Origin of the sequence: Novosphingobium marinum, assembly GCF_013408095.1 — a bacterium.
Lineage (GTDB): Bacteria > Pseudomonadota > Alphaproteobacteria > Sphingomonadales > Sphingomonadaceae > Novosphingobium > Novosphingobium marinum.
In genome coordinates, this window is record NZ_JACBZF010000001.1 from 798,602 (window position 1) to 817,805 (window position 19,204).

A 19,204-nucleotide genomic window follows, 5' to 3' on the forward strand; every position below is an offset into this window, starting at 1 on the left:
CCGCCGCGCGCTCGCGGAACTCGGCCATCAGCGGGACGGGGATCGAGCGCACCGCCAGCCATATGCCGGCAGGCACGATCAGCAGGTCGTCGAGCAGGCCGAGCACCGGGATGAAATCGGGTATCAGGTCGACGGGCGAAAGCGCGTAGGCGGCGACGCAGGCCGCCAGCACCTTGGCGACGAGGGGCACGCGCGGGTCGCGCCCCGCGATCCACAGGGCGAGCACATCGCGCTTCAGGATGCGCGCGATATGCCGCAGCCGCGCCAGCATCAACCTGCCGGGTGGTAGAAATCGTAGACGGTCTGCGCCACCGCCTCGGATATGCCCGGCGCGCGCTGCAGGTCCTCGAGGCTGGCCGCGCGCACCTTTCCGGCGGTGCCGAAATGGAGAAGGAGCGCGCGTTTCCTCGCCGGGCCGATGCCCGGTATCTCGTCGAGCGGGCTGGCCGTGATCGCGCGGCTGCGCTTGGCGCGGTGCGCGCCGATGACGTAGCGGTGCGCCTCGTCGCGCAGGCGCTGGAGGTAGAACAGCACCGGCGAGTTCGTCGGCAGCGTCTTTTCGCGCCCGTCGGGGAAGTGAAAGACCTCGCGCCCCTCGCGTCCGTGATGCGGCCCCTTGGCGACGGCGATCAGCGGCACGTCCTCGATGCCCAGCTCCTCGAGCGTATCGCGAACCGAGCTCATCTGGCCCTTGCCGCCGTCGATCAGGACGAGATCGGGCCACAGGCCGCCGTCACGGTCCGGATCTTCTTCGAGCGCGCGGGAGAAGCGGCGCTCCATGACCTCGCGCATCATACCGAAATCGTCGTTCGTCTGCGCGCGTTTGATGTTGAACTTGCGGTACTGGTTCTTGAGGAAACCTTCCGGCCCGGCCACGACCATCGCGCCGACAGCCTTCGCGCCCTGGATGTGGCTGTTGTCGTAGATCTCGATCCGCTGCGGCGGTTCGGGCAGTTCGAAGACGTCGGCCACCTCCTGCAGGATCTTCGCCTTCGTGCCGCTTTCGGCAAGCCTCCGGTCGAGCGCTTCGGCGGCGTTGCGGCTCGCCTGCGCGATCAGCCGCCGCCGGTCGCCGCGCTGCGGGACGGAGATGTCCACCCTGCCCCCCGCCGCCTCCTGCAAGGCTTCGGATAGCAATCCGGCCTCGGGCAACTCGCGGTCTACCAGGATGCAGCGTGCGGGCGGCACTTCCTCGTAGAACTGGGCGAGGAAGCTCTGGAATACCTCTTCTTCGCCTAGCCCGTCGGTATGCGTCGGGAAGAAGGCGCGGTGGCCCCAGTTCTGGCCACCCCGGATGAAAAAAGCCTGGATGCCGATCTGCCCGCCCTTGCTCGCCATTGCGAAGATGTCGGCATTGCCGAGGCCGCCCGCGTTGATCGCCTGGCTGCCCTGGATGAATGTGGCCGCGCGCAACCGGTCGCGCAGCATCGCCGCGCGCTCGAAGTCGAGCGCTTCCGACGCCTCTGCCATCTGCGCCTCGATCTCGCGCTGCACGGCCGAGGACTTGCCGCCGAGGAAGTCCTTCGCCTGCCGCACGAGGTCGCCGTAGCCGTCCTTGTCGATCCGCCCGACGCACGGGGCCGAGCAGCGCTTGATCTGGTAGAGCAGGCAGGGCCGGTCGCGGCGCGAGAAGAAGCTGTCGGTGCAGCTGCGCAGCAGGAACAGCTTCTGCAGCGCGTTGATCGTGGTGTTGACCGATCCGGCGCTGGCGAACGGACCGTAATAGTTGCCTTTCGCCTTGCGCGCGCCGCGATGCTTCATGATGCGCGGGAAATCGTTGTCGGCGCGAAGCAGGATGAAGGGGAAGCTCTTGTCGTCGCGCAGAAGCACGTTGTACGGCGGGCGATAGCGCTTGATGAGCTGCGCTTCGAGCAGCAGCGCCTCGGCTTCGGAATTGGTCGTGACGATGGTGGTCGAGCGGGTCTGGCTGACCATGCGTTTCAGCCGCGTCGGCAGGCGATCGACCTGCGTATAGTTCGCCACCCGGTTCTTCAGTGCCCTCGCCTTGCCCACGTAAAGCACGTCGCCGCGCGCATCGTGCATGCGGTAGACGCCCGGCTTGGGAGAAAGCGTGCGCACGGTGTCGCGGATCACTGCCACGCCCTTCTCGATGTCGGGCTGCTCGGACCCGCGCACGGTGTAGGTCGCGCGCGTCTCGTTGAAACGCTCGGAGCCTTTCGGATCGTGCGGCCTGCCTGCGGGTGTGCGGTCCATGCCTGCCAGATAGGCGCGTTCGCCCGGTTTTAGAACATCTTGCGAATGTCTATCCCGATCACGCGTCCACGCGGGTCGCGGAACGCGGGCTGGTAGGCGTAGGGGATCTCGCCCGCCTCGTTGGTCACGCGCTGGCGACTGTCGAGGATGTTGTCCACGGTAAGCGACACGCGCGTGCCTTCGAGGAAGGGGTACTTCGCGACCAGCTTCTCCTGCCGGTCGAGGCTGACGAAGAAACGCGCGTTGAGTTCGAACACGCTCCCGAAGCGCAGGTCGCTGCTACCCGGAGCGCCGCTGGCCGAAACGGTCACCGGTGCGGTCCAGTTGCCGCGCAGGCGCGCCCCCAGTCCCTTGTGGAAGACGCCGCCTTCCAGCTCGAACGAATGCCGCGCGACGCCGCCCGCCGCCAGCGCGTCGCCGCCGAGCAGGTCGAGCACCGGGCCGCCTTGCGCGATGGTCGCGGTCTCGGTGAAGCGCCAGGTGTGGTAGAGCGCCAGGTTCCAGCGTCCGGGCCTGTCGCCGCCGCGTCCCATGAAGCCGCCCGGACCGCCCCGGCCGCGTTGCCGCTCGCCCCGGTCGCGCCCTGCACGCTGCCCGCGCGCCTCGTCGTCGCCACCGCCGATCTCGCCCGAGAGATTGAGGCCCCAGCGCAACCGCGACGATTCGATCTCGTCGAACGTCACCGGACGCCGGTCGATGGCGACCAGCGTGCCCGCCGCGTCGCGCGTGACCCGCGAGGGGAATGCCGCTTCGATGGCAGGCGTCAGCAAGGGGAACGACTGGGTCACGTCGGTCGAACGGTTGCGGAAATATTCGACCACGAGGTTCGAGCGATCGAGGAAAGGAAGGTCCCATTCGGCGGACAGCTTCACGTCGCGCTGCTTTTCGGCGGCGAGATCGGGATTGCCGCCTGTCGTGATCGCCGCCAGCACGGTGTCTCCGCTGACGAAATCGTAGACCGGCACGTTGCGCGAGACGATCTGCGGCCCGCCGAGCTGGCCGAGCGAGGGTGCGGCCTCGCTGACGATGTACGTCGCCTGCAGCGTGAGGGTGCCGGTCGGCTTCCAGGTGAGGCCCGTCGTCCAGTCGCTCAGCGTCCCGAAGTCCGAGAGCCGGTCTACGCCCGCGCTCAGGTTGAGCGTCACGTCGCCGAGGCCCGCCAGCACGTCCTCGCGCTTGCTGGCTATGGGCAGCGACAGGTTCGCGCCGCCCGATATCGTGCTGCGGTCGAGCACCAGCGTCGTCCGCCCTGTCCGGGTGTCGCTGCTGCGCGTCCGGTCGTAGTCGAACCCGGCGTCGAGCGTCAGGGACGCTTCGCCCGCGGGCATGCGGAAAGGCGATCCGCGCAGGGTGGTCAGCGTACCGAGCGCCAGATCCTTCTCGCGCGCGATATCGCGGCCCGGGCTGCCGGGGACGGGCAGCGGTCCCGCGATGTCGAGCGTTCCGGCCGCCGCCGCGGCGACCAGCGCGGTGACATCCGCGTCGCGATCGACGAGCGTACGCGCATCGCCGAACGATCCGTCTCCGGTAACCGAAAGCTGCCAGGCGCCCAGCGGCTTGTTGAGCGCGAATCCGGCCTGGTAGGCGGTCGTGCGCCCGTCTCGGACGAGCGGCCCTGCCAGCGTTCGCACTTCGCTCGTACCGTCGGGACCGGTCAGCAACACCGCGTCGAGGCCCGAGAGCGCGCGCGTGTCGGTGCGGGTGATCGCGCCGTTGAGGCTTAGCGTGCCGGCCATGCCCTCCTCGCCCAGGCCCGTCGACCACGTTCCGTTGAGTGACATCTGCCGCGATTCGTCGATCAGGCTGCGGAATGCGGCAGGGTCCGGATCGCCGGACACGGTCGGCGCTTCGTCGGGATCGGAAAGGCCGCGCTCGGCCTCGGTCAGCAGCGTCGTCTTCTCGATTTCCGCCTCGAGGTTGAGGCGGCTCGGCCCGTCGATTCTCAGCAGGCCGCCCTCCAGTTCCCAGTCGGCGAAACCGCCGCGTGTTGGCATGTCGTATTCGCCGGCAAGCGTGGTGCTCGAGAAATCGTCCTTGAGGATGAAGTTCACGACTCGCTGGTTGGGCACATAGCCAAAACGCAGCGCGACTTCCTCGGGAAGCACTTCCAGCCTGCGGATCGCCTCGGGCGGGATGCCGCGAAGTTCGCGAAAGCTGGAAACGCGCTGGCCGTTCAGGAGCACCACGGGCCTGCTGCCGCCCCGCCCGCGACCCGAACCGGTCTGCGGGCTGATCGCGGTGAGCAGGTCGTCGATGGTGGCCGCGCCGTAGGCCGCGACATCCTCCTCGTCCAGGGTGAGGATCGGCGGTTGCGGGGCATCGACCTGGCCGCGCAGCCGCGTCGCGACGACGACGATGTCCTCGCCCTGTGTGACGATCTGGTTGTCTTCCGGAGCCGGTGCGGGGGCTTGCTGGGCCAGTGCCGGCGCGGACACCAGCGCAAGCGACAGCAGGGATATTCGTTGCAAGGAGGGTCCTTTCGAAACCGAATTCGTACAAACCCTTCCCTGTCCATGCGGTTGCCAGCCCGCCGCGACATCGGCAAGCAGTCTGGCGTAACAAATTGTCGCAGGCACGTGCCAACTCTCGCAACTTCGCCGCAACGCACGGCAAGGCTTTCCTTTTCGGGCGGCGAAAGCTATGGCGCGCCGCGACGTTACACAGAGAAGAACTGGATACAGATCGCCTATGGCGAAAGAAGAACTCCTGGAAATGCGGGGCAAGGTGGTCGAACTGCTCCCCAACGCGATGTTCCGTGTCGAACTCGAAAACGGCCACGAGATCCTCGGCCACACCGCCGGGAAGATGCGCAAGAACCGCATCCGCGTGCTCGTCGGAGACGAAGTGCTCGTCGAGCTTACCCCCTACGACCTGACCAAGGGCCGGATCACCTACCGCTTCATGCCCGGACGCGGCGGCCCTCCGGGCTACTGATCCCTTGGCGGAGAATGGCGGCGCGCAGGCGCCCGCCCTCGTCCTCGGCTCCGCCAGCCCCCGCCGGCGCGAACTGCTGGCGCGCATCGGCATCGAGCCTGCGCGCGTAATCGCGGCCGATATCGACGAGACACCCCGCGACCGCGAAGTCCCGCGCGACTACGCCCTGCGCATGGCCCGCGAGAAAGCCGCCGCGATCGCCGGCGACGGTGCGCACGTGATTGCCGGCGATACCGTCGTGGCGCTGGGACGGCGCATCCTGCCCAAGGCTGAGGACGAGAGCACCGCGCGCCGCTGCCTGTCGCTCCTGTCGGGGCGGCGTCACCGGGTCTTTTCCGCCGTCGCCCTCGCTTCGCCCGATGGCCGCGTGCGCGACAGGCTGTCCGAGACGATCGTGCGCTTCAAGCCGCTCTCCGACGCGGAGATCGACAGTTACATCGCAACCGGCGAATGGCACGGCAAGGCAGGCGGGTACGCCATCCAGGGCAGCGCCGAGGGCCTGATTGCGTGGATCAGCGGCAGCCATTCGGGCGTCGTCGGATTGCCCCTGTTCGAAACCCGCGCGCTCCTGAAATCCGCAGGCTTCCCGATTGGCTGAGCGGGCCGCCACCGGCTGGCAGGTCGAGCGCGGCATCGGCGAGGACCGCGCGGTGCTGTTCCGGCACGGCGAACCCGTCGCCGCGAAAATCGACTGGCACGGCGGGCTCTCGCCCGGCGCAGTGATCGATGCCGTGCTCGTCTCGCGCGCGGCCGGTTCTCGGCGCGGAACCGCGATGGCGAGCGGCGAGGAACTGCTCGTCGAGGGCCTGCCCAGGGAAGCGAGCGAAGGCGCGCCGATCCGGCTCGAAATCGTACGCGCGGCCATGTCCGAGGCAGGCCGGGGCAAGCATGCGCGGGCGCGTCCGTCTGGCGAAGCGCTGCGTCCGGCCCCGGCGCTCGCGGAGCTGCTCGCGCACGATGACGAGCCGGTCGCAACGGTCCGCCGGTTCTCGCCCGACTGCTGGTCGGACATCGCTGCGGATGCAAGCGCCGGCGAGATCGCGTTCGACGGCGGCACGCTTGTCCTCGGTCCAACGCCGGGAATGACCGTGATCGACATCGACGGGACGTTGCCGCCGGCCAAACTGGCGCTCGCAGCCGTCCCGGCGGTCGCGCGCGCGATCCGGTTGCTCGATCTCGGCGGATCGATCGGGATCGACTTCCCGACGCTCGCATCCCGGGCCGAGCGCAAGACGGTCGACGAGGCACTGGCCGGGGCGCTGGGCGACTGGCCGCACGAGCGCACCGCGATGAACGGCTTCGGCTTCGTGCAGGTCGTCGCGCGACAGGCACGTCCCTCGCTGCTGCACAGGGCACGCTACGATGCGTCCGCATGGGCCGCGCGGTTCCTCCTCCGACAGGCCGAGGCGCTGACCGATCCAGGCGCGATCCTGCTTGCCGCGCATCCGGCGACGCTTTGCGCGATCTCGCCTTCCTGGATCGAGGAACTGGCCCGCCGAACCGGACGCGAGGTGCGCACGGAAGCGCGGCCCGACCTTGCGATCCGCTGCGGCCTTGCCCAAGTGGTGCCGCGATGACCAAGCAGCCCCAGCGCAAATGCCCGATCTGCGGCAAGGTCCGCAGCGACGAACACGCTCCCTTCTGCTCGAGCCGGTGCCGCGACCGCGACCTGCTCAAGTGGCTCGACGACGGCTATTCGCTGCCCGGTCCGCCCGCTCCGCCCGAAGAGTGACGTTTTAAGTGAAGTTGGGGGCTTGCAATGCATGCGAGCCTTCGCCATAGGCGCTGCTCCAACCGCTCGCCGGTCCGCAAAAGGACCGTCGCCGCAGCGATGCCCGGGTAGCTCAGTTGGTAGAGCATACGACTGAAAATCGTAGTGTCGGTGGTTCGATTCCGCCCCCGGGCACCACTCTTCCCAAGGCCTTTCAGCCCAGCGCCGCGACCCTTTCCAGCACCATCCCGGCATGTTCGGGCCGGCAGATGAGCAGGTCCGGCTTGTAGGTATCGAGGTGGTTGTAGACGAGCGGGCTGCCGTCGATGCGCGAGCAGTGCAGCCCGTGCGCCTTTGCCACGGCCACGGGCGCACAATTGTCCCACTCGAACTGGCCGCCCGAGTGCAGGTAAATATCTGCCTCGCCCCTGACGATCGCCATCGCCTTCGCTCCTGCCGACCCCATCGGGACAAGTTCGGCGCCGATCGCTTCGGCAACCGCGACCGCTTCGCTTGCGGGGCGCGTCCGGCTGACGACCATGCGCAGCGGCTCCCCGGTGGGCGGAAGCGGCGCGGGCGCGTCGCTGCGCAGCGTCACGCCCAGCCCCGGAAGCGCCACCGCACCGATAGCGGCCTCTCCGCCGATGGAAAGCCCGATGTGCACCGCCCAGTCGGACCGCTCCTCGCCGTATTCGCGCGTGCCGTCGACCGGATCGACGATCCAGACACGCTCCTTCGAAAGGCGTTCCTGCGTGTCCTTGCTTTCCTCGGACAGCAGGCCGTCGTCGGGCCGGTTGTGGCGCAGGGCGTGGCAGATGAACTGGTTCGCCGTTTCGTCGCCTGCATTCCCGAGCGGCTTGCCTTCGAGAAGCGAGGACCGGCGCACCGCGAGCAACAGTTCGCCGGCGGCGTGCGCAACGCGCGCCGCGAGTTCGGCATCGGTCATCGAATTTCCTTCAGATCTTTGCCGCAGGATCAGCGGCCTCTTCGCTTTTGACGCCCCACTTGATGGCGCTCCACACCCGTTCGTGACCGTAATAGAGGAACATCTTGGTGATGACCTCGGTCGTAGCGATCGCTCCTGCGGCCTTGGGACTCCCGGTGAACAGCCAGCTCAGCAGGAAGGTGTCGACGCTGCCAAGCACGCGCCAGCTCAGCGCCTTGGCGAACGAACGCTGGTGTGCTTCCCGCCCCCCGAGAAGCATCAGCCCGCGCTCACCTGTCGCCCAGCAGCGTGTCGACCACCAGGTCGGCTGCTTCCTGCGGGCTCATCGCGGTCGTGTCGATGCGGATTTCGGGGCTTTCCGGCGCTTCGTAGGGCGAGTCTATGCCCGTGAAATTCTTGAGTTCGCCGGCCCGCGCCTTCTTGTAGAGGCCCTTTTCGTCACGCTCTTCGGCCACCGAAAGCGGCGTATCGACGAAGATCTCGATGAATTCCCCCTCAGGCATCATGGCGCGAACCATATCGCGCTCAGCCCGGAAAGGCGAGATGAACGCCGTAATCGCGATCAGGCCCGCATCCGCCATGAGCTTCGCGACTTCGCCGATGCGCCGGATATTCTCGATCCGGTCGGCCTCGGTGAAGCCCAGGTCCTTGTTGAGACCGTGCCGCACGTTGTCGCCGTCGAGCAGGAAAGTATGCCGGTTCATCCGGTAGAGCTTCTTCTCGACCAGGTTGGCGATGGTCGACTTGCCCGAACCCGAAAGCCCGGTGAACCACAGCACTGCGGGTACCTGGTTCTTCATGTCGGCGCGGGCCTTGCGGCTGATGTCGATCGCCTGCCAGTGCACGTTCTGCGCACGCCGCAGCGAGAAGTTGAGCATCCCCGCAGCGACCGTGGCGTTGCTCATCTTGTCGATCAGGATGAACCCGCCAAGCGCCTGGTTGTCGGCATAGGGCTCGAACACGATGGGCTTGTCGGTAAAAACCTCGGCCACGCCGATCTCGTTGAGTTGCAGCGTCTTGGCAGCCATGTGTGAAAGCGTGCCTACGTTCAACGTGTACTTCGGCTGCTGAACGGTGGCGGAAACGGTCTGCGTGCCGATCTTGAGCCAGTAGGCGCGGCCGACATGCAGCGATTCGTCGTTCATCCAGACGAGGGTCGCCTCGAACTGGTCCGACGTCTGCGGCGGATCGTCTGCCGACGCGATCACACTGCCGCGCGAGCAGTCGATCTCGTCGGCTAGGCAGATCGTCACCGACTGTCCCGCGACGGCGCTGTCGAGGTCTCCGTCCATGGTCACGATGCGGCTTACCGTGCTGGTCTTGCCCGAAGGAAGTACGCGCACGCGGTCTCCCGGTGTAACGCCCCCGCTGGCGACGAGGCCCGAGAAGCCCCGGAAATCGAGGTTCGGGCGATTGACCCACTGGACCGGCATGCGGAATGGCTTTCGCAGCGCGACACTCGTATCGACCTCGACCGTTTCGAGATGATCGACGAGCGTCGGCCCTTCGTACCAGGGCGTGTTCTGCGAAAGCGACGTGATGTTGTCGCCCCTGAAACCCGAAATGGGCATGGGAACGAAGTCCGCGATCCCGATCTCGTCCGCGAAGGCGCGGAACTCGGCGACGATGGCCTCGAACTTGTCGCGGTCGTAGTCGATGAGGTCCATCTTGTTGACGGCGAGCACCACGTTGCGAATGCCGACGAGGTGGCACAGGTACGCATGCCGCCGGGTCTGGGGAAGCACGCCCTTGCGCGCATCGATCAGGATCACGGCGAGGTCGGCGGTCGACGCCCCGGTCACCATGTTGCGCGTGTACTGCTCGTGCCCCGGCGTGTCGGCGACGATGAACTTGCGCTTCTCGGTCGAGAAGAACCTGTAGGCGACATCGATGGTGATGCCCTGCTCGCGCTCGGCGGCAAGCCCGTCGACGAGGAGCGCGAAATCGATCTCCTCCCCTTGCGTGCCGACTCGCTTCGAATCCGCCTCGAGCTGGCTCAGCTGGTCCTCGAAGATCATCTTCGAATCGTAGAGGAGCCGGCCGATCAGCGTCGACTTGCCGTCGTCTACGCTCCCGCAGGTAAGAAAGCGCAGCATCGTCTTGTGCTGGTGCTGGTCGAGGTAGGCGTCGATGTCCTCGGCGATGAGATCGTCGACCACGTAGCGGGGATCGTTCTGGCCGGACCGCTCCATCAGAAATATCCCTCCTGCTTCTTCTTCTCCATGCCCGCGCCGCCCGCGTCCTTGTCGATCACGCGGCCCTGCCTTTCTGAAGTCGTGGTCAGCAGCGTTTCCTGGATGACTTCGGGAAGCGTCGCCGCCTCGCTCTCGACCGCGCCGGTGAGCGGGAAGCAACCGAGCGTGCGGAACCGGACCGAACGTTCCTCGATCTCGGGCCGGTAACCGAGCACCTTCTCGATCCGCTCGATGTCGTCGGCCATGAACAGCTGGCCTTCCCAGATGTAGGTCGGGCGCTTCGCGGCGAAGTAGAGCGGCACGATCGGGATGTCGTTCAGGTGGATGTATTGCCAGACGTCGAGCTCGGTCCAGTTCGAGATCGGGAAGACGCGGATCGACTCGCGCTTGTTCTTGCGGGCGTTGTAGAGGTTCCAGAGTTCGGGGCGCTGGTTCTTCGGGTCCCATCCGTGGCTCGCCGTGCGGAAGGAAAAGATGCGCTCCTTGGCGCGGCTCTTCTCCTCGTCGCGGCGCGCGCCGCCGAACGCGGCATCGAAGCCCCACTTGTCGAGCGCCTGCTTCAGGCCCTCGGTCTTCCACATGTCGGTATGGAGCGGACCGTGCTCGAACGGATTGATCCCGCGTTCCTGCGCCTCCGGGTTCTGGTAGACCAGCAGTTCCATCCCCGCGTCGCCGGCCGCGCGGTTGCGCAGGTCGTACATCGCGCGAAACTTCCAGGTGGTATCGACGTGGAGAAGCGGAAACGGTGGCGGCGACGGATAAAAGGCCTTGCGCGCCAGATGCAGCATGACCGCCGAATCCTTGCCCACCGAATAGAGCATCACCGGCTTTTCCGCTTCGGCCACGACTTCTCGGATGATGTGGATGCTCTCGGCCTCGAGCCGCTCGAGGTGGGTCAGGCTTCTGTTCGCGTCGTGCATGGTGCCGTCGCCCCTGTCAGATAATCGGATTGGCAACAATCAAGACATTCTTTGCGCGCTTCACGGGCAACTTTCCGGTTGTGCGCTCAGGGCCTGCGCAGCTTTTCGGCGAAAGCCCTCACCGCAGCAGCCTCGTCGCCGTTCCACACCGCGCCGCATACGGCCAGGAAATCCGCGCCCGCCTCGACCAGCGGCATGCAATTGCCGGGCGTGATCCCGCCTATCGCCACGCACGGGATTTCGAAGATCGACTGCCACCATTCGAGCACGTCGAGACCGGGCCGGTGACGGGTTTCCTTGGTCGTGGTCGGGAAGAATGCGCCGAACGCGACGTAGTCCGCGCCGGCCTCGCCCGCTTCCATGGCAAGGTGGCGGCTGTCGTGGCAGGTGACACCGATCTGCGCCTCCCGCCCCAGTTCCTCGCGCGCGTGGGCCACTTCGCCGTCACCCTGCCCGAGGTGGACACCGTCCGCCCCGATGCGTCTGGCGAGCGCTATAGAATCGTTGACGATGAACGCGACCTCGCGCGCGGCGCAGATTTCCAGCAACGGCCCGGCGAGCGCCGCAGCCGCGTGCTGGTCTACATCCTTGACGCGGAACTGGAACGCGGCGACCGGCCCTGCATCGAGCGCACGCTCGAGCCGGACCGGGAAATCGCCGCCGACCTCGAGCGGCGAAATCAGGTAGAGCGCGCTGTCCGGACGCTCTGCCTCCCTGTCGTCGCGCGTTTTCATCGTCAGCCGGTGCCCAGCCTCACGCCGAGGCCGAGGCGGTCTTCTGCGTCGAGGCGGCGTGGATCTGGTCGATCGCGCCGCCCAGCGACTTGTCGAATTCGGCGTCGCTCATCGATGCGCGCAGGTCCTGCAGGAGCGCGCGGCTGAAGCTGGCGATCATGCCCCGGTTCTTCGCAAGTTCCTCGCACGCCTCGGGACGCTCGTATCCGCCCGAAAGCGCAACGACGCGCAGCACGCGCGGATGATCGACGAGGGCATCGTAGTGACCGGGTTTCACCGGAATCGACAGCTTGAGCATGACCTTCTCGTCGCCGGGCATCGCGGAAAGCTGCTTTTCAAGCTCCTCGACGAGGATCGTGTCGCATTCGGCGCGGTTCGCGCCCTTGATGTTCGTTTCCGGCTCGAGGATCGGCATCAGGCCGTGCGAGAGCACCTGCCTGCCGATCTCGATCTGCTGCGCGACGATGGCGGCGATACCCTCGCGGTTCGGCTCGTGGATGACCGAACGTTCCTTGGTGCCGAACATGCCCAGCACGCGCGAGTGGTCGAGCAGGTCGTCGAGGCCGGGCATCGGCTTCATCAGCTGCACGCCGTTGGCCTGCTCCTCCAGTCCCTTGTCGATCTTGATGAAGGGGACGATGCCCTTGTCGTGCAGCACGCCGGGCACGGGCTTGCCATCGATCTCGCCGTTCATGGTGCGCTCGAACAGGATGGCGCCGATCACCTTGTCCCCGGTGAAGGCGGGCGAAGTGATGATGCGGCTGCGCATCTCGTGGATCTTCGCGAACATTTCCTCGTCGCCCGACCATTCGTCGTCGGACACGCCGTATCCGCGCAGCGCCTTGGGGGTCGAGCCCCCGCTCTGGTCGAGCGCGGCGATGAAGCCGTTTCCTTCGGCGATCTTGGCGGTCATCTCTGAGGTCTGCATCGTCTCTTCCTGTTCTGGCCCGTGGCTATGGTCTGTTTCGATGTGTAGTTTCGCAACCGGCGGCGCGGCGGCAGGTTCCGGGCGGTCAGCCGCCCAGCGCCTTGACGCCCGGCAGTTCCCTGCCTTCCATCCATTCCAGGAAGGCACCGCCCGCAGTCGAGATATAGGTGAAGTCTTCGGCAACCCCGGCGTGGTTGAGCGCGGCGACCGTGTCGCCTCCGCCCGCGACCGAGACCAGCGATCCCTCGCGCGTGAGCGCGGCGGCGGTCCTTGCCAGCCAAACCGTCGCCGCATCGAACGGTTCGGTCTCGAACGCGCCCACCGGACCGTTCCAGACGAGCGTGCGGCAGGTCTTGAGAACGTCGGCCAGCGCCTCGACCGCAGCGGGGCCGACATCGAGGATCATTTCCTCCGCCGCGACCTCGTGCACGTTGCAGGTGCGCAGGCTTTCCGGATTGGCGGCGAATTCCTTCGCTACCACCACGTCGTAGGGCAGGTGCACGGTGCAGCCCGACCGGTCCGCGGCCTCGAGGATCTCGGTCGCGGTGCCGGTAAGGTCGTGCTCGCACAGCGACTTGCCCACATCGACACCCTTCGCGGCGAGGAAGGTGTTCGCCATGCCGCCGCCGATGATGAGGTGGTCGACCTGCCCGACGAGGTGGCGCAGCACGTCGAGCTTGGAGGACACCTTGGCCCCGCCGACGACCGCGGCGACCGGCCGCTCGGGAGTGCCCAGCGCCTTCTGCAGCGCTTCGAGCTCGGCCTGCATCGAGCGTCCGGCATAGGCGGGCAGCAGGTGCGCAAGGCCCTCGGTCGTGGCGTGCGCGCGGTGCGCGGCGGAAAAGGCATCGTTGACGTAGAAGTCGGCCACCGCCGCGATCGCCTGCGCGAATTCGGCATCGTTGGCTTCCTCGCCCTTCCAGAACCGCGTGTTCTCGAGGATGGCGATGTCGCCGTCGCTCAGGATGCCGACCGACTGCCCGGTGACCGGCCCGGCGACTTCGGGAACGAACATGATTTCCTTGTCGAGCACGCGCTCGACCGCGCCGACGACGAGGCTGAGCGACATGGTCGAATTGCGCTCGCCCCTTGGCCGCCCGAAGTGCGCGAGCAGCAGGACTTTCGCGCCCTTCTCCGACAGTTCGAGGATCGTCGGCGCCGAGGCTCGGACCCGCGTCGTGTCGGTCACGTCGCCGTCCTTCATCGGCAGGTTGAGGTCGACGCGCACGAGCGCCACCTTGCCGCTTAGGTCGTCCCCAAGATCATCCAGCGTGCGAAATCCGCTCATTCCTCGATCCTCACTTCGTCGCCCACGGCAATGTCGCCGCCGGTCAGTACCCGCGCCAGCGCGCCGCCGCGCCAGTCGGGCGTCAGCGCCGCCTTCAGTCCCGGCCTGATCGCATCCATGCGGCTGCACGGGTTGCATTCGTCGGTAATCTCGAGCCGCAGCGTCTTGCCGACCGCGACGATCGCTCCGACTTCGCGCGGCAGGCGCAGCCCGTCGACCAGCAGGTTCGCGCGGCGCTCCTGCCAGGGGATTGCGAACGCCTCTTCGAGCCCGAGGTCTGCCATCGCGTCGGCCCAGCCCCGCGCTTCGATCAGCGTGCCCTGCCGCCAGTTCTTCGGGCCGGAGAACTGCGTGCCGCGATAGTCTCCGTGGAGGCCTTCCTCGCGACTCACGCTGACGGCGTCGACGGTCTCCATGGGGCCGCGCGGCCGGTCGTGCCGCGCGATCCCGCAAAGCCGTCCCGTCGTCACGGCATGCTCCCTTAGAGGAAGCTCGCCATCACGCCCGCGGTGTCGAGCATGCGGTTCGAGAAGCCCCACTCGTTGTCGTACCATGAAACGACGCGGACCAGCTTGCCCTCGAGAACCGCGGTTTCGAGGCTGTCGACGGTCGAGCTGGCCGGGTAGTGGTTGAAGTCCGAGGAAACGAGCGGCTGGTCGGTGAAATCGAGCACGCCCTTCATCGGCCCTTCGGCGGCCTTCTTTAGCGCCGCGTTGATTTCCTCGGCGTTGGTGTCGCGGCCCGGCGTGAAGACGAGGTCGATCAGGCTGACGTTCGGCGTCGGCACGCGGACCGAGGAGCCGTCGAGCTTGCCGTTGAGTTCGGGAAGAACAAGGCCGACCGCGCGCGCGGCACCGGTAGTCGTCGGGATCATGTTCTGCGCACCGGCGCGGGCGCGGCGCAGGTCGCTATGGATCTGGTCGAGCATGCGCTGGTCGTTGGTGTAGCTGTGGATCGTGGTCATGAAGCCGCGCTCGATCCCCACCGCCTCGTGGCAGACCTTGGCGACCGGCGCGAGGCAGTTGGTGGTGCAACTCGCGTTCGAGACGACGATGTCGTCGGCGGTCAGCGAGTCGTGGTTGACGCCGTAGACGACGGTCTTGTCGACGCCCTTGGCCGGGGCCGAGATCAGCACGCGCCTTGCGCCGGCATCGAGGTGCGGCTGCGAAGCTTCCTTGGACTGGAAGAAGCCGGTGCATTCAAGGACGAGCTCGACGCCCATGTCCTTGTGCGGAAGCTTGCCGGGATCGCGTTCGGCGGTGACCGCGATGTCCTTGCCGTTGACGGTCATCTTGCCGTCGCCGGCCTCGACATTCCCGGGGAAGCGTCCGTGGCTCGAATCGAACTGGAACAGGAGAGCGTTGGACTTCGTGTCGGCGAGGTCGTTGATGGACACCAGTTCCAGGCCGCAATCGGGCCGCTCGAGAATGGCACGCGCCACCAGGCGCCCGATACGTCCGAAACCGTTGATCGCAACCTTGGTCGCCATGTGAAGAACTCCTGCTTACTTGCTGATTTTTTCCATGATTTTCGGAACGATGGCATCGGCTGCGAAGCCGAAGCGCTCGAACAGGTCCTTTGCCGGAGCCGAAGCGCCGAAACGATCGAGACCGATGTTGAGCCCGTTCGCCATCGTGTAGCGTTCCCACCCGAAGGTCGTTCCCGCCTCGATCGACACGCGCAGGATTTTCTCCGGCCCCACGTCGGGCAGAAGGTCCTCGCGATAATCGGCATCCTGCTCGTCGAACAGTTCGGTGCACGGCATCGAGACGACGTCGGCGCCGACGCCCTTCTTCTCCAGCGCCTGCGCGACTTTCATCGCGACCTCGACCTCGGAGCCGGTGGCGATCAGGATGACGCGCCGGTCGGCCTCGGCGGCCTTGAGGCGATAGGCTCCGCGCGCGCAGGCGTTGCCGCCCGCGTTCTCGACATTCTCGGTGCGCATCTGCGGCAGGCCCTGGCGGGTTAGCGCAAGGACCGTGGGGCGATCCTTCTGGCGCAGCGCCAGTTCCCAGCACTCGGCGGTCTCGACCACGTCGGCGGGCCGCATGACGAGAAGGTTGGGCATCGCGCGCAGGCTCTGCAGGTGTTCTACCGGCTGGTGCGTCGGGCCGTCCTCGCCAAGTCCGATGCTGTCGTGCGTCATCACATAGACGACGCGCGCCTGTTGCAGCGCGGACAGCCGGATCGCGGGGCGGCAATAGTCGGTGAACACCATGAAGGTGCCGCCATAGGGAATAATCCCGCCATGCAGCGCCATCCCGTTCATCGCGGCGGCCATGCCGAACTCGCGGATGCCGTAATAGACATAGCGGCCCGCATAGTCCTCGGCGGTGAACGGGGTGGTGGCCCTGGTCTTGGTATTGTTCGAACCGGTCAGGTCGGCGGAGCCGCCGACCATCTCGGGCACCGCCTCGGTCAGTACGCCGAGCGCCATTTCGCTAGCCTTGCGGGTGGCGACCTTCTGCGGTTCCTTGAGCAGGCCGTCGATGTAATCGTGCAGCGCACCCGTGTCGGGCAGATCGCCGGTGTAGCGGCGAATGAACTCGGTCGACTTCGGATGGCCTGACAGACTTTCGTTCCAGGCGGCGCGCGTTCCGGCGCCGGCATCGCCGACCTTCAGCCACGCGGCGAGAACGTCGTCCGGAATCTCGAACGGCGGCGCGTCCCAGCCCAGCTCCTTGCGCGCCGCGGCGATTTCCTCGTCGCCCAGCGGCGATCCGTGGACCGAGTGCGAGCCTTCCTTGTTCGGCGCACCCTTGCCGATGACGGTGCGGCACGCGACGAGCGACGGCTTTTCCGAAGCCGCCGCGGCGGCGAGCGCCTTCTCGATATCGACGAAATCGTGACCGTCGCAGTAGGCGACATGCCATCCCGCAGCCTGGAAGCGCGCGGGAATGTCCTCGCTCGTCGAAAGATCGGTGCTGCCGTCGATGGTGATGCGGTTGTCGTCCCACAGGACGTTGAGCCGCCCGAGCTTGAGGTGCCCGGCTAGGCCGATCGCCTCGTGGTTGACGCCTTCCATCAGGCACCCGTCGCCCGCGATCACCCAGGTGCGATGGTCGACGAGGTCGTCGCCGAACTCGGCGTTGAGGTGGCGCTCTGCCATCGCCATGCCGACCGCCATAGCCAGCCCCTGCCCCAGCGGACCGGTGGTGCATTCCACCCCGTCGAGCAGGAAGTTCTCCGGGTGCCCGGCGCACGGGCTGCCCAGCTGGCGGAAATTGCGGATGTCGTCCATCGTCGGATGCTCGTACCCGGTGAGGTGGAGCAGCGAATAGATGAGCATCGAGCCGTGGCCTGCCGAGAGCACGAAGCGGTCGCGGTCCGCCCAGTCGGGCGCCTTGGGGTCGAACTTCAGGAACTTCGAGTAGAGGACCGTCGCCACGTCCGCCATGCCCATCGGCATGCCCGGATGGCCGCTGTTGGCTGCCTGAACCGCGTCCATGGAAAGGGCGCGAATGGCGTTTGCCATCTGCGCCAGCGGGGCGGGATTGAGGCTCATTACTTCAAGGCTCCGGAAAGGACGGCGGGACACGAATCGGGTTTCCGCGCCTCTTTGGGGAAACCCGCCGTCGCGTCAAGTTCGCCGCCCGCCCGGATGCGAGGGAAACGCGCGGCGAAACGGTGGAAAGTTGCGGCGGCAAACCTTTGCAGTTCGATGACATTCGGTTAGCCCGAAGGCATGGATGCGCAAAGGGCCGAAAGAGCACTGGCAAGGATCGCCGCTGCCGCGGACCGGCTGGAGCGCGCGGCGAACGCCCCGGCACTGCCCGACGACGAACTCGCACGGCGACACGAGGCTCTGAAAGGCTCGGTCGCCGATGCGCTGCGCAGGCTCGATGCCCTGCTGCCGGACGGCGAACGGTGAGCAACGTCACGCTCTCGATAGGCGGGCGCAACTACGCCGTCGCCTGCGCCGAGGGCGAGGAGGAACGCGTCGCGGACCTCGGCCGCCTGATCGACCGCAAGCTGCGCGAGGCCGATGCCGTCCAGGGCCAGAGCGAGCTTCGCATGCTGCTGTTCGCAGCGCTGCTCCTCGCCGACGAGGTCAAGGACGAGGATGCGGGTGCGGCGGCGGCGGAGCCGGCTTCCGACCATTGCGAGAAGCTCGAGGCGCTCGCGGACAGGCTGGAAAATCTCGCGGCGCGACTTGAGGGCGGCGTCGGGGCATCCTAAATAGCTGCACGGCGGGACCTGCCCGGCACGAGCCGCAGAATATCCCTGAGGCTATAAGCAATCCAAGGGAGCTGTCCCTGTCGGGGCCACTCTGTTTCCATTGGGGTCCTATGCATACGGCGCCCACCTGACGTTTTGGCGTCAGAGGATTTCCAGGCAACGACCCATGGTGGGCCCGCCACCCACCGAACAAGCGCGACGGAGGGAGCGGGATGGAAGACAAGTCCGAGCTGCGAAAGCGAATGCGCGCTACCCGTCGCGATCACGTCGCCACCCTGCCCGACTCGGTCCGCGCGCTGCTCTTCATGCGACCGCCTGGCCCCGTTGCCGAGCTGGCGGCGAAGGGTTCGACCGTCGGCCTCTACAGCGCCCACCCGGTCGAGGCGCCGACGCTGTCCTACGCCTCGTGGTTCTTCGAGAACGGCAGGACGCTCGCGCTGCCGTGGTTCGAGGACCGCGACGCGCCGATGGAGTTCCGCGCGTGGGAAAACCCGTTCGACGAGGATGCGCTCGAAACCGGCCCGTTCGGCATCCTGCAACCGGCTGCGGGAAGCGCAACGGCGGTGCCCCACCTTGCGATGGTGCCGCTGCTCGCGTTCACCGAGGACGGCATTCGGCTCGGCCAGGGCGGCGGACACTACGATCGCTGGCTCGAGGCCAATCCAGGGGCGATACCCGTCGGAATGGCGTGGGACTGCCAGCTTGTGGACGAGTTGCCGGCAGAGCCGCACGATGTCCCGCTTCACGCCGTCGTCACTCCGACGCGGCTGTATCTCACGACGGAGGGTTGATGCCGATGCGCACCGAACCGACATGGCGGATACCGTTCGGCATCCTCTCGCTGTGCATCGCACTCGCGGCCTACGCGCTGGCGGTGGCGTTCCTCGTCGCGCCGGCGATCCAGGACTGGCCGGTGCCTGTCCAGACGCCGGTGTACCTGCTGCTCGGCGTGGCATGGCTGCTGCCGCTGCGACGCTTCCTGATCTGGATGGAAACGGGGCGCTGGCGCCACGACACTTAGCCTTGCGCCGCGCTTTTGAATTCGAGGAACATCCCAAGGTGGCGCGAGTGACGGGACTCGAACCCGCGACCTCCGGCGTGACAGGCCGGCGCTCTAACCAACTGAGCTACACCCGCATCCAAACACGTTGCGCT

20 protein-coding genes, 2 tRNA genes and 1 pseudogene are annotated in these 19,204 nt (G+C 66.9%); 9 read left to right on the forward strand and 14 right to left on the reverse strand.

The window, feature by feature from the left end:
* Positions 1-82 precede the first annotated feature (82 nt).
* From FHS75_RS18175 to FHS75_RS03830, 3 genes and pseudogenes are all read right to left on the reverse strand, one after another.
* Positions 83-271, reverse strand: a pseudogene (locus tag FHS75_RS18175) (YkvA family protein); the annotation flags it as partial.
* Positions 271-2,214: an excinuclease ABC subunit UvrC gene (gene uvrC / locus FHS75_RS03825; protein ID WP_179406371.1), complete on the reverse strand. Its 1,944-nt coding sequence runs from the start codon at positions 2,212-2,214 to the stop codon at positions 271-273. The pseudogene FHS75_RS18175 and the gene uvrC, both read right to left, overlap by 1 nt.
* A 29-nt stretch (positions 2,215-2,243) precedes the next feature.
* Positions 2,244-4,682: a TonB-dependent receptor domain-containing protein gene (locus FHS75_RS03830; protein ID WP_179406372.1), complete on the reverse strand. Its 2,439-nt coding sequence runs from the start codon at positions 4,680-4,682 to the stop codon at positions 2,244-2,246.
* 220 nt (positions 4,683-4,902) lie between these two features.
* On the opposite strand from FHS75_RS03830, the gene infA reads away from it, so the two are divergent.
* From infA to FHS75_RS03855, 5 genes are all read left to right on the forward strand, one after another.
* A complete protein-coding gene (gene infA, locus FHS75_RS03835; RefSeq protein WP_179406373.1) occupies positions 4,903-5,148 on the forward strand; it encodes a translation initiation factor IF-1 in 246 nt (81 codons plus the stop codon).
* A 4-nt stretch (positions 5,149-5,152) separates the two neighbouring features.
* The gene (locus FHS75_RS03840; protein ID WP_179406374.1) at positions 5,153-5,746 is read left to right on the forward strand and encodes a Maf family protein; all 594 of its coding nucleotides are present in this window, start codon (positions 5,153-5,155) and stop codon (positions 5,744-5,746) included.
* Positions 5,739-6,725, forward strand: coding sequence for a ribonuclease E/G (locus FHS75_RS03845; protein WP_179406375.1), 987 nt, complete (start codon positions 5,739-5,741; stop codon positions 6,723-6,725). Before FHS75_RS03840 ends, FHS75_RS03845 begins: the two co-directional genes overlap by 8 nt.
* Entirely contained in the window at positions 6,722-6,880 is a 159-nt protein-coding gene (gene yacG, locus FHS75_RS03850; RefSeq protein WP_179406376.1) for a DNA gyrase inhibitor YacG, read from the forward strand. Before FHS75_RS03845 ends, yacG begins: the two co-directional genes overlap by 4 nt.
* Before the next feature lie 101 nt (positions 6,881-6,981).
* A tRNA-Phe gene (locus FHS75_RS03855) sits at positions 6,982-7,057 on the forward strand.
* Positions 7,058-7,073: 16 nt separating this feature from the next.
* Here FHS75_RS03855 and FHS75_RS03860 read toward each other — a convergent pair.
* The 10 genes from FHS75_RS03860 to tkt form a co-directional block, all read right to left on the reverse strand.
* Positions 7,074-7,805: a 3'(2'),5'-bisphosphate nucleotidase CysQ gene (locus FHS75_RS03860; protein ID WP_179406377.1), complete on the reverse strand. Its 732-nt coding sequence runs from the start codon at positions 7,803-7,805 to the stop codon at positions 7,074-7,076.
* Between the two features lie 10 nt (positions 7,806-7,815).
* Entirely contained in the window at positions 7,816-8,064 is a 249-nt protein-coding gene (locus FHS75_RS03865) for a DUF2061 domain-containing protein (protein WP_229735479.1), read from the reverse strand.
* Between the two features lie 10 nt (positions 8,065-8,074).
* A complete protein-coding gene (gene cysN / locus FHS75_RS03870; RefSeq protein WP_179406378.1) occupies positions 8,075-9,997 on the reverse strand; it encodes a sulfate adenylyltransferase subunit CysN in 1,923 nt (640 codons plus the stop codon).
* On the reverse strand, positions 9,997-10,920 hold the full coding sequence (cysD, locus tag FHS75_RS03875) for a sulfate adenylyltransferase subunit CysD (protein WP_179406379.1): 924 nt from the start codon (positions 10,918-10,920) through the stop codon (positions 9,997-9,999). Before cysD ends, cysN begins: the two co-directional genes overlap by 1 nt.
* 86 nt (positions 10,921-11,006) lie before the next feature.
* The gene (gene thiE, locus FHS75_RS03880) at positions 11,007-11,654 is read right to left on the reverse strand and encodes a thiamine phosphate synthase (RefSeq protein ID WP_179406380.1); all 648 of its coding nucleotides are present in this window, start codon (positions 11,652-11,654) and stop codon (positions 11,007-11,009) included.
* A gap of 19 nt (positions 11,655-11,673) precedes the next feature.
* On the reverse strand, positions 11,674-12,582 hold the full coding sequence (locus FHS75_RS03885) for a fructose bisphosphate aldolase (protein ID WP_179406381.1): 909 nt from the start codon (positions 12,580-12,582) through the stop codon (positions 11,674-11,676).
* A gap of 85 nt (positions 12,583-12,667) precedes the next feature.
* Positions 12,668-13,870: a phosphoglycerate kinase gene (locus FHS75_RS03890; protein WP_179406382.1), complete on the reverse strand. Its 1,203-nt coding sequence runs from the start codon at positions 13,868-13,870 to the stop codon at positions 12,668-12,670.
* Positions 13,867-14,340: an MOSC domain-containing protein gene (locus tag FHS75_RS03895; RefSeq protein ID WP_308420072.1), complete on the reverse strand. Its 474-nt coding sequence runs from the start codon at positions 14,338-14,340 to the stop codon at positions 13,867-13,869. Before FHS75_RS03895 ends, FHS75_RS03890 begins: the two co-directional genes overlap by 4 nt.
* An 11-nt stretch (positions 14,341-14,351) precedes the next feature.
* A complete protein-coding gene (gene gap / locus FHS75_RS03900; protein ID WP_179406383.1) occupies positions 14,352-15,359 on the reverse strand; it encodes a type I glyceraldehyde-3-phosphate dehydrogenase in 1,008 nt (335 codons plus the stop codon).
* A gap of 15 nt (positions 15,360-15,374) precedes the next feature.
* Positions 15,375-17,375, reverse strand: coding sequence for a transketolase (gene tkt, locus FHS75_RS03905; protein WP_179406384.1), 2,001 nt, complete (start codon positions 17,373-17,375; stop codon positions 15,375-15,377).
* 180 nt (positions 17,376-17,555) lie between these two features.
* On the opposite strand from tkt, the gene FHS75_RS03910 reads away from it, so the two are divergent.
* The 4 genes from FHS75_RS03910 (at position 17,556) to FHS75_RS03925 (ending at position 19,070) form a co-directional block, all read left to right on the forward strand.
* Complete coding sequence (locus FHS75_RS03910) at positions 17,556-17,741, forward strand: hypothetical protein (protein ID WP_179406385.1); 186 nt, start codon at positions 17,556-17,558, stop codon at positions 17,739-17,741.
* Positions 17,738-18,049 carry a cell division protein ZapA gene (locus FHS75_RS03915; RefSeq protein ID WP_179406386.1) on the forward strand — a complete coding sequence of 104 codons (312 nt, stop codon included), beginning with the start codon at positions 17,738-17,740 and terminating at the stop codon, positions 18,047-18,049. Before FHS75_RS03910 ends, FHS75_RS03915 begins: the two co-directional genes overlap by 4 nt.
* Positions 18,050-18,261: 212 nt before the next feature.
* Positions 18,262-18,840 (forward strand): 5-formyltetrahydrofolate cyclo-ligase, encoded by a 579-nt coding sequence (locus tag FHS75_RS03920; RefSeq protein WP_179406387.1) that lies wholly within the window; start codon positions 18,262-18,264, stop codon positions 18,838-18,840.
* A gap of 5 nt (positions 18,841-18,845) precedes the next feature.
* Positions 18,846-19,070: a DUF2842 domain-containing protein gene (locus tag FHS75_RS03925; protein WP_179406568.1), complete on the forward strand. Its 225-nt coding sequence runs from the start codon at positions 18,846-18,848 to the stop codon at positions 19,068-19,070.
* Between the two features lie 39 nt (positions 19,071-19,109).
* Here the strand turns inward: FHS75_RS03925 and FHS75_RS03930 are convergent.
* Positions 19,110-19,186, reverse strand: a tRNA-Asp gene (locus FHS75_RS03930).
* Between the last annotated feature and the right edge of the window lie 18 nt (positions 19,187-19,204).

Excerpts from the sequence above, each read along its gene's own strand:
- uvrC (WP_179406371.1), bottom strand. The coding sequence starts at position 2,214 with ATGGACCGCACACCCGCAGGCAGGCCGCACGATCCGAAAGGCTCCGAG.
- infA (WP_179406373.1), top strand. The coding sequence starts at position 4,903 with ATGGCGAAAGAAGAACTCCTGGAAATGCGGGGCAAGGTGGTCGAACTG.
- yacG (WP_179406376.1), top strand. The coding sequence starts at position 6,722 with ATGACCAAGCAGCCCCAGCGCAAATGCCCGATCTGCGGCAAGGTCCGC.
- FHS75_RS03860 (WP_179406377.1), bottom strand. The coding sequence starts at position 7,805 with ATGACCGATGCCGAACTCGCGGCGCGCGTTGCGCACGCCGCCGGCGAA.
- FHS75_RS03865 (WP_229735479.1), bottom strand. The coding sequence starts at position 8,064 with ATGCTTCTCGGGGGGCGGGAAGCACACCAGCGTTCGTTCGCCAAGGCG.
- cysN (WP_179406378.1), bottom strand. The coding sequence starts at position 9,997 with ATGGAGCGGTCCGGCCAGAACGATCCCCGCTACGTGGTCGACGATCTC.
- cysD (WP_179406379.1), bottom strand. The coding sequence starts at position 10,920 with ATGCACGACGCGAACAGAAGCCTGACCCACCTCGAGCGGCTCGAGGCC.
- thiE (WP_179406380.1), bottom strand. The coding sequence starts at position 11,654 with ATGAAAACGCGCGACGACAGGGAGGCAGAGCGTCCGGACAGCGCGCTC.
- FHS75_RS03885 (WP_179406381.1), bottom strand. The coding sequence starts at position 12,582 with ATGCAGACCTCAGAGATGACCGCCAAGATCGCCGAAGGAAACGGCTTC.
- FHS75_RS03890 (WP_179406382.1), bottom strand. The coding sequence starts at position 13,870 with ATGAGCGGATTTCGCACGCTGGATGATCTTGGGGACGACCTAAGCGGC.
- gap (WP_179406383.1), bottom strand. The coding sequence starts at position 15,359 with ATGGCGACCAAGGTTGCGATCAACGGTTTCGGACGTATCGGGCGCCTG.
- tkt (WP_179406384.1), bottom strand. The coding sequence starts at position 17,375 with ATGAGCCTCAATCCCGCCCCGCTGGCGCAGATGGCAAACGCCATTCGC.
- FHS75_RS03910 (WP_179406385.1), top strand. The coding sequence starts at position 17,556 with ATGGATGCGCAAAGGGCCGAAAGAGCACTGGCAAGGATCGCCGCTGCC.
- FHS75_RS03920 (WP_179406387.1), top strand. The coding sequence starts at position 18,262 with ATGGAAGACAAGTCCGAGCTGCGAAAGCGAATGCGCGCTACCCGTCGC.
- FHS75_RS03925 (WP_179406568.1), top strand. The coding sequence starts at position 18,846 with ATGCGCACCGAACCGACATGGCGGATACCGTTCGGCATCCTCTCGCTG.